The sequence below is a fragment of the Caballeronia hypogeia genome (assembly GCF_001544875.2).
In the GTDB taxonomy this organism is placed as follows: Bacteria; Pseudomonadota; Gammaproteobacteria; order Burkholderiales; family Burkholderiaceae; genus Caballeronia; species Caballeronia hypogeia.
The window spans coordinates 99,528-112,009 of record NZ_FCOA02000026.1; the positions used below are offsets into that span (position 1 = coordinate 99,528).

10 protein-coding genes and 1 pseudogene are annotated in these 12,482 nt (G+C 64.5%); 8 read left to right on the forward strand and 3 right to left on the reverse strand.

Annotated elements, in window-relative coordinates; all coding sequences use genetic code 11:
* Positions 1-3: 3 nt before the first annotated feature.
* Both AWB79_RS28970 and AWB79_RS28975 read right to left on the reverse strand, forming a co-directional pair.
* Positions 4-783 carry a 3-ketoacyl-ACP reductase gene (locus tag AWB79_RS28970; protein WP_061170890.1) on the reverse strand — a complete coding sequence of 260 codons (780 nt, stop codon included), beginning with the start codon at positions 781-783 and terminating at the stop codon, positions 4-6.
* On the reverse strand, positions 780-1,925 hold the full coding sequence (locus AWB79_RS28975; RefSeq protein ID WP_061170891.1) for an acyl-CoA dehydrogenase family protein: 1,146 nt from the start codon (positions 1,923-1,925) through the stop codon (positions 780-782). The genes AWB79_RS28970 and AWB79_RS28975 overlap by 4 nt, the downstream gene beginning before the upstream one ends.
* Before the next feature lie 213 nt (positions 1,926-2,138).
* Between AWB79_RS28975 and AWB79_RS28980 the strand changes: the two genes are divergently transcribed.
* Positions 2,139-3,650: an acyl CoA:acetate/3-ketoacid CoA transferase gene (locus AWB79_RS28980; protein ID WP_061170912.1), complete on the forward strand. Its 1,512-nt coding sequence runs from the start codon at positions 2,139-2,141 to the stop codon at positions 3,648-3,650.
* A 27-nt stretch (positions 3,651-3,677) separates the two neighbouring features.
* Here the strand turns inward: AWB79_RS28980 and AWB79_RS28985 are convergent, their stop codons facing one another.
* Positions 3,678-4,364 (reverse strand): TetR/AcrR family transcriptional regulator, encoded by a 687-nt coding sequence (locus AWB79_RS28985; RefSeq protein WP_061170892.1) that lies wholly within the window; start codon positions 4,362-4,364, stop codon positions 3,678-3,680.
* 152 nt (positions 4,365-4,516) lie between these two features.
* Here AWB79_RS28985 and AWB79_RS28990 point away from each other — a divergent pair, with 152 nt between their 5' ends.
* The 7 genes and pseudogenes from AWB79_RS28990 to AWB79_RS39180 form a co-directional block, all read left to right on the forward strand.
* Positions 4,517-6,025 carry an aldehyde dehydrogenase family protein gene (locus AWB79_RS28990; protein ID WP_061170893.1) on the forward strand — a complete coding sequence of 503 codons (1,509 nt, stop codon included), beginning with the start codon at positions 4,517-4,519 and terminating at the stop codon, positions 6,023-6,025.
* A 28-nt stretch (positions 6,026-6,053) separates the two neighbouring features.
* Positions 6,054-7,703, forward strand: a complete 1,650-nt coding sequence (locus AWB79_RS28995) for a GMC family oxidoreductase (RefSeq protein WP_061170894.1) — start codon at positions 6,054-6,056, stop codon at positions 7,701-7,703.
* Between the two features lie 62 nt (positions 7,704-7,765).
* Positions 7,766-8,845, forward strand: a complete 1,080-nt coding sequence (locus tag AWB79_RS29000) for a sugar ABC transporter substrate-binding protein (protein ID WP_061170895.1) — start codon at positions 7,766-7,768, stop codon at positions 8,843-8,845.
* Positions 8,842-9,861 carry an ABC transporter permease gene (locus tag AWB79_RS29005; RefSeq protein WP_074169446.1) on the forward strand — a complete coding sequence of 340 codons (1,020 nt, stop codon included), beginning with the start codon at positions 8,842-8,844 and terminating at the stop codon, positions 9,859-9,861. Before AWB79_RS29000 ends, AWB79_RS29005 begins: the two co-directional genes overlap by 4 nt.
* Before the next feature lie 16 nt (positions 9,862-9,877).
* Positions 9,878-11,377: a sugar ABC transporter ATP-binding protein gene (locus AWB79_RS29010; protein ID WP_061170897.1), complete on the forward strand. Its 1,500-nt coding sequence runs from the start codon at positions 9,878-9,880 to the stop codon at positions 11,375-11,377.
* A 16-nt stretch (positions 11,378-11,393) separates the two neighbouring features.
* A complete protein-coding gene (locus AWB79_RS29015; protein WP_232471058.1) occupies positions 11,394-12,344 on the forward strand; it encodes an ABC transporter permease in 951 nt (316 codons plus the stop codon).
* Between the two features lie 25 nt (positions 12,345-12,369).
* Positions 12,370-12,482 (forward strand): annotated as a pseudogene (locus tag AWB79_RS39180) (electron transfer flavoprotein subunit beta/FixA family protein); the annotation flags it as partial.

Sequence of the window (12,482 nt, forward strand, 5' to 3'; positions counted from 1 at the left end):
GGATCAGTATTTGGTGACGAGCAGGCCGCCATCGACGCGGATGGCCTGGCCAACGCTATAGGGCAAACCGCCGGTCGCGAGCGTGCGCACGGCGACGGCCACTTCCTGCGGCGTGCCCCAGCGTTTGATGGCGGTGAGACCTTGCTCCATCTGCGCGTCGTAGCGTTCTTTCGATGGCGCGGTCATCTCGGTGGCGATGAGCCCCGGCTGAACCTCGTACACGCCAATGCCGTGCGGCGCGAGCCGCAACGCGAACAAGGTGTTCGCCATAGAAAGCCCGGCCTTTGAGACGCAGTATTCGCTGCGCGCGGGCGAAGCCGCGACCGCGTTCGACGACGTGATCGTGATGACGCTCGGATGCGCCGCGATGCTCGCACGCGTGCGCGCCAGCATGTGTTTCGCGAACGTCTGCATGAGAAAGAACGTGCCGCGCGTGTTCACCGTCATGCAGCGGTCGAAGCTCTCGGGCGTGACATCGAGCAGATCGCCGCGCGACATGACCGAGACGCCCGCATTGTTCACGAGACAATCGATCGTGCTGCCGAGGCGCGCTTCGATCTCAAGCAGCATCGCGCGATGGCTTTGCAGATCAGCGAGATCGTTCACCACGGCAATCGCGCGCGCGCCGGTTTCTTCGACTTCGCGTACGGCGTGATCGAGTTCGTCGCTTGCGGCGATATCGGTAAGGGCGATATCGAAGCCCGCGCGCCCGAGTTCGATGGCGATCGCCCGTCCAATGCCGCGCCGGCTTCCCGTGACGAGTGCAATGGGCCGCGCGCTCACAGCGATGCTCCGTTCACGACGAGATCGCGCGCGATTATCGTGCGCTGAATCTGATTGGTGCCTTCGTAGATCTGCGTGATCTTCGCGTCGCGATACAGGCGCTCCACTTCATAGCCGCGAATGTAGCCGCTGCCGCCGAAAATCTGCACGGCGTTCGCGCTGTGCTTCACGGCGGTATCGCCCGCGAAGCACTTTGCCATTGAACAGGCGATGCTCGCGCGGTCGCCCGCATCGAGACGTTCGGCCGCGTCGTGCACGAGCAGCCTCGCGGCCTGGATGTCTTTCGCCATGTCGGCGAGCATCCATTGCACGCCCTGGAACTCCGCGAGATGACTGCCGAACTGCTTGCGCGTCTGCGCATATTCAAGCGCGGCTTCGAGACCGGCCTGCGCGATGCCGACCGCCAGCGCCGCGATGCCCACACGGCCCTTGTCGAGCACGCTCATCATGATGTGAAAGCCGCGTCCTTCCTCGCCGAGCAACGCGTCATGACGCAGCTTCACGCGGTCGAAATGCAGTTCGCCCACCTGCGACGCGCGCTGCCCCATCTTGTGTTCCTTCGGGCCTTTCGACACGCCATCGAGATGGCAGTCGACGATGAAGATGCTCATGCCGCGCTTGCCCGCGGCCGGATTCGTGCGCGCGAGCACGAACGCGACATCGGCGACGGGCGCGTTATGAATCCACAGCTTCGCGCCGTTGAGTTCCCAGCCGTCGGCGGTGCGCGTGGCGGTCGTGCGGATCCCGGAGACATCGGTGCCCGCATCGGATTCGGTGATGCAATAGGCCGGCCGCAGCGCGGCGCGCAACAAGGGCTCCATGTACTGCGCACGCTGCGCCTCGCTGCCATGCACGCTCAACAGCGTGCCGACGAGTTCGAGCAGGCCGCATTGATCCGCCACCGACGCATAGCCGCGTGACAACTCCTCCATGACGAGCGCATACGCGGCGACATCGAGCCCCGCGCCGCCGAAATCTTCCGGCACGGTGATGCCGAACAGCCCGAGCTCGCCCATCTGCCTATAAATCTCCGCGGGAAAGCGCTCCTCGCGATCGAGTTCTTCCGCGAGCGGACGAATGACTTCCTGCGCGAAGCGGCGCGTCGTGTCGCGAATCTGCTGATGTGTTTCCGAGAGTTTCATGTCGTCTCCAATCGATAGGGAAGGGCCCGGAATTTGCGTTCGGCCGACCGGTTCAGGTAAACCCGAGCGCCTCGCAAAAGCCCTTGAATTACGTGGTTTCGTGTGCCAGTATTCGCAACAAGTAACCATCTGGTGGGTTATTTAAGACCAACGGATCGGCGCTGTCAACGAGTTTCGCGGCCGATCAGAAAGGAGGATGACTTGAGCAAGTGGATGCGGGCCGCGGACGCGGTCGGGCAAATTTTCGATGGCGCGACGATCGCGCTGGCCGGTTCCGGCGGCGGTTTGCTGGAAGCCGACGCGGTGCTCGCGAAGCTGGAGGAGCGTTTCCTTGCGACCGGGCATCCGCGCGATCTGACGATCGTTCACGCACTCGGCATAGGCGATGGCAAAGGCAGCGGACTAGGCCGCCTGGCGCATAAGGGAATGGTCAGACGAGTGATCGGCGGACACTGGAGCTGGTCGCCTGCAATGCAGCAACTGGCGCAGGACGAATCGATCGAGGCGTACAGCTTTCCGGCTGGAGCGATCTCGACCTTGCTGCGCGAGATCGGCGCGGGACGCCCGGGCCTCGTCACGCATGTGGGGCTGCGGACCTTCGTGGACCCGCGCATCGACGGCGGCAAGATCAACGCCCGCGCGACCGAGGATCTGGTGGAACTCGTCGAGCTGGATGGTCGCGAATACCTTCGCTACAAGCCCTTCAAGGTGGACTTCGCGATCGTGCGCGGCTCCACGTCCGATGAGGCTGGCAACGTCACGTTGCGTCGCGAGCCGGCCGATCTCGATGTCTACGCCGCGGCGCTCGCGGCGCACAACAGCGGCGGCCGCGTGATCGTTCAGGTGAAGGCGCGGGCGCAGGACGACTACGTGCCGGCGCGGCTCGTGCGCATTCCCGGCATTCTCGTCGATGCGCTCGTCGAACACGGGCCGCAGGTGCAATGCGCGGTGGCGGAATACGACCCGGCGATCAGCGGCGAAGTGCAGACGCCGATCGACGACGGCTTCTACGAACTGCCTACGGGCATCCGCCGCATCATCGCCACGCGTGCGGCGCGCGAGTTGCAGGCCGGACAGTCGGCCAATTTCGGCTTCGGCATTCCTGGTGGCATTCCCGCCCTGCTCGCGGATCAGGGGCGCATGGGCAGCTTCTGGGGCTCGGTGGAGCAGGGCATTCACAACGGCGCGATGCTCGATGGCGCGATGTTCGGCACCGCGCGCAACGCGGACGCGATCCTGTCGAGCGTCGATCAGTTCGATTTCTACAGTGGCGGCGGCGTCGACGTGACCTTCCTCGGCATGGGGGAGATGGATCGCGCGGGAAACATCAACGTGTCGAAGCTGGGTGCGACGGTCGTGGGTCCGGGCGGGTTCATCGACATCACGCAGGGCGCTAAGAAGATCGTGTTCTGCGGCAGCTTCGAGGCGAAGGGACTCGTGGTCGAGGAACACGAAGGGCGCGTGAGCATTCGTTCACCGGGCAGCGTGCCGAAGCTCGTCGAGCGCGTTCAGCACATCACGTTCAGCGCGGAGCGTGCGCGCATCACCGGTCAGGAAGTGCTCTACGTGACGGAGCGCGCGGTGTTCCGTCTGGAAGATGCGGGCGTGCGTCTGATCGAAGTGGCGCCCGGCATCGATATCGAGCGCGATGTGCTGGCGCGCATGGCGTTTCGTCCGCTCATCGATGAACGGCTTCTCGTCGCGGCGGAAGGTGAAAGCGCATGAGCCGCGCTCTCGGCGCGCGTGATGCGCTCAGGACTTGCGGATCGTCCGCAGCACGGTATCGATGTTGAAGGCAAGGCGGGAATCGAGCGCTTCCTTGTCCATGAAGTCGAAGTCGAAGATCAGACCGCTCGTGAAACGGTTGGTCAGATAGTAGTAGCTGATGCCGGCCATGGTGATGTGCAGATGTCGTGGATCGACGCCGCTGCGGAACGCGCCGGATTCGACGCCGCGATCGAGTATGCGTTGCAGCATCGAAGTGAAGCCCTGATGCAGTTCCTTGAAGCGCGCGGACTTCTTCACGTGACGCGCCTTGTGAAGATTTTCGTTGCTCACGAGGTTCAGGAATTCCGGGTTGCGGAGGTAGTAGTTCCAGGTATGCGTGACGAGGGCGCCGATCGCGTCCTCCGGTGACAGGTGATCGAGATCGAGTTTGCGTTCGGCGGTGCGGATGTCGGCATAGACGTCCTCCAGCACTTCGAGGAACAGATTCTCCTTGCTGCCGAAGTAGTGATAGATCATCCGCTTGTTGGACTTCGCCCGCGCGGCGATGGCTTCGACGCGAGCGCCATCGAGACCGAGTTTCGCGAACTCCTTCTTCGCGGCTTCGAGGATTCGGGCGCGCGTGAGTTCGGGGTCGCGCTGTCTGGGTTGACGAGTGGGGGTGGCTTTGGCGGCTTTGGCGGCGGCTTTTTCTGGCGTAGTCGCAATGGTCATGGGGTTCTCATGCGCAAGAGTCCGGGAGCCGGCGAATACCGGCGTTCTGGCGACGACTATAAACCAAAACGGTCGTCTCAAGAGAGTAACCGGATAGTACATAAGCGACCGGAGATCCGAAGCTTCGGTCAGGCAATTTCAAAGAGGCAGACATGGTGACGACGAGTGAATCGAAAGCAGCCCTGAATCTTCCGCGCGAGGCGATACGCACGCCGATGTATATCGACGGCAAGCATTACGCCACTGCCGAACACGAGTTCTTCACGCGCAGGAGTCCGGGTCATGGCGTGCCGGTGACGGCAACGGCGCGCGGCAGCCGCAAGGATCTCGACCTGGCCGTCTCCGCCGCGCGCCGCGCTTTCGACGACGGACGCTGGTCGCGCATCTCGGGCGAAGAGCGCGCGACCGTGCTGCTCGAAGCGGCCCGGCTGATCCGCGCCAACTGCGAGACGCTCGCGTGGTTCGAGACGCTGGAAAGCGGCAAGCCGATCGCGCAGTCGCGCGGCGAGATCAACGCGGCGGCGGGCATCTGGGAATATGCGGCGGGTCTTGCGCGCGTCGTGCACGGCGATACGCACGACACGCTCGGCCCCGACGTGCTCGGACTCGTGATGCGTCAGCCGGTCGGCGTCGTGGGCATCGTCACGCCGTGGAATTTTCCGTTCTTCATTCTCTCGGAGCGCTTGCCGTTCGCGCTGGCGGCGGGTTGCACGGTCGTCGTCAAGCCCGCCGAACTGACATCGACCACGACGCTCAAGCTGGCCGCGCTGCTCACCGAAGCCGGTTTGCCCGACGGCGTGGTCAACGTGGTGACGGGCCTGGGCTCCGTCGTCGGACAGGCGCTCGCCGAGCACATGGACGTCGACATGATCTCCTTCACCGGTTCGACGCCCGTGGGTCGCGCGGTGATGACCGCGGCCGGCGCGAACATGAAGAAGGTCGGGCTGGAGCTGGGCGGCAAGAATCCGCAGATCGTATTCGCCGACGCGGACCTCGACGACGCCGCCGATGCCATCGCGTTCGGCATCAGCTTCAATGCGGGGCAATGCTGCGTGTCGGGTAGCAGGCTGATCGTGCATCGGTCGGTCGAGGGCGAGCTGGTCGAGCGCGTGTGCGCTTTGCTCGAGAAAGTGCGCGTCGGCGAGCCGCTGGATGCGTCGAATCATGTCGGCGCGATCGTCGAGGCGCGGCAGTTCGAGAAGATTCGCGGCTTCATCGAAGCGGGAAAGCGGGACGGCGTGCAACTCGTGCGCGGCGGCCGCGCGAGCAGCGAGGGCGAGCGCTTCTTCATCGAGCCGACGGTGTTTCGCGGCGTCGATCCGCGCAGCACGCTCGCGCAGGAGGAAATCTTCGGTCCCGTGCTGGCGGTCAGCACGTTCGACAGCTTCGATGAAGCCATCGCGCTCGCCAATGGCGTGCCGTACGGACTCGCCGCGAGCATCTGGACGCGCGATCTGCAACGCGCGATGAAGAGCATGCGCGAAGTGCAGGCGGGACGCGTGTGGATCAACTGCACGATCACCGGCGGCCCGGAGCTGCCTATCGGCGGATTCAAGCAGTCGGGCATCGGGCGCGAGACGGGGCGTCATGGCGTCGATGAATACACGGAACTGAAATCGGCCCATGTGCAACTCGGCAACCGGACGCGCTGGATCGGCTGAAAGCAAGATATGAGCATCGGAGACAACCATGTATGACTATGTGATCGTGGGCGGCGGCGCGGCGGGATGCGCGCTTGCCGCGCGCCTGAGCGAGGACGCCGGCAACCGGGTGCTGCTGCTCGAAGCCGGCCCGCCCGATACGGACCCTTACATCCACATGCCGGTCGGCTTCTTCAAGATGACGGGCGGCCCGCTGACATGGGGCTATCGCACGGCGGCGGCGGCTGAAACGCAAGGCCGGCAGATTCCGTTCGCGCAAGGCCGCGTGCTCGGCGGCGGCGGCTCCATCAACGCGATGGTGTTCACGCGCGGCCAGGCCGCCGACTACGACGGCTGGGCGAGCGACGGCTGTGCCGGCTGGAGCTTTCGCGACGGCGTGCTGCCGTACTTCCGCCGCATGGAGGACAACGAGCGTCTTTGCAACGAGTATCACGGCACGGGCGGGCCGCTCGGCGTGTCCGATCTCATCAGCGTGAACGAGCTGACGAAGGCGTTCGTGCGCGCGGGGCAGGAAGCCGGCATGCCGTACAACAGCGACTTCAACGGCGAGCGTCAGGAAGGCGTCGGCGTGTATCAGGTGACGCAACGCAACGGCAGGCGATGCAGCGCCGCCGTCGGCTATCTGCGCGAAGCGCGTGCGCGAAAGAATCTGACGATCAAAACGAATGCGCTGGTTGCGCGCATCGTGATCGAGCGTGGGCGCGCGGTGGGCGTGGAGTATGCGGACCGGGACGCGCGCGGCGATGCGATCGTCGCGCGCGCGGAACGCGAAGTGATCGTGACCGCCGGCGCGATCGGCTCGCCCAAGCTGCTCATGCTCTCGGGCATCGGCAATCCCGTCGCGCTGGAGCGCGCGGGCGTGAAGCCGCTGCATGCGCTTGCGGGCGTGGGCGAGAACCTGCAGGACCATTTCGATATCGACATCGTCTACGAGCTGAACGGTCCGTACAGTCTCGACAAGTACGCGAAGAAGCACATGATGCTGCTCGCGGGCCTCGAGTACAAGTTGTTCAACAAGGGGCCGGTGACCTCGAACATCGCGGAAGGCGGGGCGTTCTGGTACTCGGACAAGAGCGTGGCGACGCCCGATCTGCAGTTCCATTTCCTGCCGGGCGCGGGCGTGGAGGCGGGCGTGCCGCCAGTGCCTTCGGGTTCGGGTTGCACGCTGAATTCGTATTTCCTGCGCCCGCGTAGCCGTGGCCACGTCACGCTGCACAGCGCCGATCCCGCCGACGCGCCCATCATCGATCCGGCCTATATCCGCGATCCCCATGACCTCAAGGTGGCGGTCGAAGGGATTCGCCAGAGCCGGGAGATCATGAATCAGAACGCGCTGCGCAAGTACATCCGGCGCGAGCATTTTCCCGGCGACAGCGTGCGCACCCAAGCCGACTATGAAACCTACGCGCAGCAATACGGACGCACCGGATATCACCCGGTCGGCACCTGCAAGATGGGCGTCGACGAGATGTCGGTGGTCGATCCGCAATTGCGCGTGCGCGGCATCGAAGGACTGCGCGTGGCCGATTCGTCGGTGATGCCGCGCATCGTCAGTTCCAACACCAACGCGCCGACGCTGATGATCGCGGAAAAAGCCTCCGACCTGATTCGCGGTCGTGCGCCGCGCGTGGATGCGTCCGCCGAAAAGAAGCGCGACATGCCGGCGATCATAGGCTGATCGTCGCGACGCGACTGTTAAGTAAATATCCAGATATTTATTGCTCTCCTGGAGGAGACATCATGTCACGACACGACTCATACTCGACTTTCTCGCGCCGCGATTTCATGAGGCTCGGCGCCGGCGCCGCTTTCGCCGTGGCGGGCGGAGGCCTCTCGGGTCTTTCGTTCGGTGCGGGACAGACCACGCTCGCGTGCTCGTTCCGCTCGCTCACCAACCCCTACTACAGCGCGTTCAACAAAGGCGCCGAAAACTTCGCGAAGAGCGTCGGCCTGCCGTATGTGCCGCTCACGACCGAAGGCAGCTCCGAGAAGGGCATCGCCGATATCCGCGCGCTGCTGCAGAAGACCGGCGGCAATCTCGTGCTCAACGTCGATCCGAACGATTCCGCCGACGCCCGCGTGATCGTCGAAGCGTGCTCGAAGGCGGGCGCGTTCGTGACGACGATCTGGAACAAGCCGAAGGATCTGCATCCGTGGGACGCGAATCCGAATTACGTGGCGCATCTTTCATACGACGGCGTTGCCTACGGCGAGGAGTGCGCGACGAAGCTCTTCGAGGCGATGGGCGGCAAGGGCGGCGTCGTCGCGCTCGGCGGCATCTTCAGCAACGTGCCCGCGATCGAGCGCAAGGCCGGTCTAGACGCTGCGCTGAAGAAGTATCCGGGCATTCAGTTGCTCGATTTCCAGGTGGCGGACTGGAACTCGCAGAAGGCGTTTCCGATCATGCAGGCCTGGATGACGCGCTTCAATTCGAAGATCAAGGGCGTATGGGCCGCGAACGACGACATGGCGCTCGGCGCGATCGAAGCATTGCGCGCGGAAGGGCTGGCGGGGCAGCTTCCGGTGACCGGCATGGACGGCACGCAGCCGGGACTCGCCGCCATCAAGGTGGGCGAACTGGTGGCGTCGGTGGACTGGGACCCGTACTGGCTCGGCGGCATCGGCCTGTCCATGGGTTTGCAGGCGAAGGACAAGAAGCTCGATGTCGCCAGCATGGCAAAGGACAAGCGCGAATCGTTCTGCAAGGCGACCTTCGTGACGAAGGCCAACGTGCAGGAGGTCATGGCGCGCGCATCGAAGCCCGCCGCCGACTGGAATAACGTCTATGCCCGCGTGTCGGGTCCGGTGGTGTACCGATGAACAAGCTCACCGTGGCGCCTTCCCGGCAGGCCATCGCTCCAGTCATGACCGGGATCAGGGGCGCCGCCGCGCGATCGGCGTTGCGGCGCTTTTCTCCACTGCTCGTGCTGGTCGCGCTCGGCCTGTGCATCGGCGCGCTCAATCACGACTTCTTCGATCCGATGAACCTGTCGCGCATCGCGATTTCGGCGGCGATTCCGCTCACCATCGCGCTCGGCGGAACCTTCGTGATCCAGCTCGGCAGTATCGATCTGTCGGCGGAGGGAATCGTCGCTGTGGCGGCCATCGCCATTTCGATGCTGGTCGAGAACTCGTACAACGACAATCACTTCGGCCTGTGGGTGCTCGCCGTGGGCATTGCGGCGGGCGTGGCGCTGGGGCTCGCCAACGGCGTGCTGCACGTGTTCCTGCGCATTCCGTCGTTCATCACGACGCTGGCGGTGGGCTTCGTGGCGTCGGGTATCGGCACGGCATGGCTGTCGGGCAACACCATTCGCGTGAGCGACATGGCGCTGCGCTCCATTTCGATCACGCGTTATGCGGGCTTGCCGTTGTCGGTGTGGATCGCGCTGCTTGCGCTGGCCGTCGCCTGGGGCGTGCATCGGCATGCGTTGCTTGGGCGGCACACACTCGCCATTGGAGGCGGCGAGGATCTCGCGCGCCTCTCCGGCGTGAAGGTGCGTCAGGTGCGCGTGGCGATCTTCGCGCTGGCCGGCGCGTTCTACGGTCTCGCGGGCATTCTCGCCGTGGCGCAGTACGGACAGGGACACGCGATGATCGCCAGCGGCCAGTTGTTCATCGCGATCACGGCGATCGTGGTGGGCGGGACCTCGCTCGCGGGCGGCAACGGCAGCCCGCTGAATACGCTCGTCGGCACGCTGATCGTCGTGGTGCTCGGCAACGGCATGGTGCTGCTCGGCGTGCCGCCATACGTGCAGCAGGGCATTCAGGGCGTGCTGATCATCGCTGCGGTGACGCTCGCGCTGAACCGCTCGCGCCGGCGCATCGTGAAATAAGGACGGGAGACACGACATGCTGACACTCAATAACGTCACCAAGCGCTTTCCCGGCGTGCTCGCGCTGGATGACGTGAGCATCGAAATCAGGCCGAACGAGATCGTCGGTCTGATCGGCGAGAACGGCGCGGGAAAGTCCACGCTCATGAAGCTGCTGACGGGCGCATACCGTCAGGATTCGGGCGAGATCGCACTGAACGGCCAGCCGCTTTCCATTCGCAATCCGCGCGACGCCACGGCGAAGGGCATCGCGATGGTGTATCAGGAGCAGTCGATCCTGCCGAACCTGACGGTCGCCGAGAATCTGTTCCTCGGGCGTGAAGAAGAGTTCGTATCGTTCGGCCGACTCAACTGGACGAAGCTGAAACACGCGGCGCAACGCGAACTCGCCAACGTGCGCCTGGACGTGGACCCGCTCGCGCTCTGCGAATCGCTTTCGTTCGGCCAGCGGCAGATGATCGAACTGGCGCGGGCGCTGTCGCTCGCGAGCCGCGCGAACGGCATGCCCGTGGTTCTGCTGGACGAGCCGACGTCCGTGCTCGAAGCCGCGGAGATCGAGATTCTTTTCCGCCTCGTGCGCGAGTTGAAGACGCGCGCATCCTTCGTGTTCGTGTCGCACCGGCTGGACGAACTGCTTGCCCTGAGCGACCGCGTCTATGTGATGAAGGACGGCAAGGTCGTCTCCGAGATGGCGAGCCAGTCGGCGTCGGTCGGCAAGCTGCACGAGATGATGGTCGGGCGCTCGCTGAACGGGGAGTACTACCGCGAGAACCTGCAGAAACCCTGTCGCGCGGATGTCGCGTTGAGCGTGAGTCATGCGTCGCTTTCGAACGCGCTGAAAGACGTTTCGTTCGATGTGCATCGCGGCGAAGTATTCGGCGTGGCGGGCGTCGTCGGCTCGGGGCGCGAGGAGTTGTGCCGCGTCATCGCGGGTCTGGAGAAGCTCGATTCGGGCGACGTGTTCGTCGGCGAGACGCGGCTCAAACCGAACGCGAATCATGCGGTCGCGCTGGGCATCGGCTACGTGCCGCGCGAGCGCAAGCTCGAAGGGCTCGTCACGCAGATGAGCGTCGCGCAGAACCTCACGCTGCCCCGTCTCGGCGCGGTGAGCCGCGCGGGTGTGGTGCGCAAGTCGGCCGAACGCGTGCTCGCGGATGAATGGATCGAACGTCTGCATATCAAGGCGCCCGGACCGGATGCATCGTGCCGGAACCTGTCGGGCGGCAATCAGCAGAAGGTCGTGCTCGCGAAGTGGCGCTTCGCGGGCAGCACGATCCTCGTGCTCGATCACCCGACGCGGGGTCTCGATGTCGGCGCGAAGGAAGAGGTCTACCAGCTCATTCGCGAGCTCACGGCGGAGGGCGTCGCGGTCGTGCTCACGGGCGACACGCTGGAGGAAATTCTCGGTCTCAGTCATCGCGTGATGGTCATGCGCGACGGCCGCGCCGAAGTCATCATGCCGTGCGAGGTCGGAAGCAAGCCTTCGCAGGTGGACATCGTCGAACATATGGTGTGAGGTCAGCATGCGGAACATGAATCCATCAATCAAGGCCAGGCTGGGCGACAACGCGCCGTTCGCCGCGCTCATCGCGCTGTATCTCGCGATCGAACTCGCGCAGCCTAGCTTCTTCACGCTCTCCACACAGTTTGGCCTGCTCGCGGATAGCTCGACCCTCTTCATCATGGCCGCCGGGACGACTTTCGTGGTGCTGCTCGGCAGTATCGATCTGTCGTTGCAGGCGGTGGCGTCGCTGGCGAGCGTGATCGTCGCGATGCTGCTGCCGCGTCTGGGTCCGATGGCTGCCGTCGTCGCGCTCGCGGCATCGTTCGGCATCGGCTTGCTGAGCGGCGTGTTGCAGACCGTGCTGCGCATTCCTTCCTTCATTGCAACGCTCGCCGTCGGCGGCATCGCGTCGGCTTGCGCGTTGACGCTTTCGGGTACGAGGTCCATCGGCATCAGCGACGAGATGCGCAATGCATCGCTCGGCTGGACCACGGGAACGTCCTTCGGCGTGCCGCACGAAATCCTGCTGGGCGCGGCGGTCTTCGCATTGTGCGTGTTCCTGCATCGCGCGACGGTGTTCGGGCGGCGCGTCGACGCGATTGGCGCGGGTGAACCGGCGGCCATCGCTTCGGGATTGCGCGTGTCGGTGACGAAGTGCCTCGTGTTCGCGACGTCGTCGAGCTTCGCGGGGCTCGCGGGCATCGTGATGGCCGGGCGTCTCGGCAGCGGCTCTCCCACGCTGGCGGATCAGTTCCTGTTGCCCGCCATCGCGGCGGTGATCGTCGGCGGCACCGCGTTGACGGGCGGATCGGGAGGCATTGCGCGCACGCTCGTCGGGGCCTTGCTCGTGTCGGTTGCGCGCGTGGGGATGACCTTCGTGGGCATCAGCGTGTTTGCGCAGCAGATCGTATTCGGGCTGATCCTGATCGTCGCGGTGACGGTGGCGTTCGACCGGTCGAAGGTGCTCGTCATCAAATGAGTTTTTATCGAGGGAGTCGAGGAGTATGAAGGTTCTGGTGCCAGTGAAACGCGTGGTCGATTACAACGTGAAGGTCCGCGTGAAGTCGGACAACACGGGCGTCGATATCGCCAACGTGAAGATGTCGATGAATCCGTT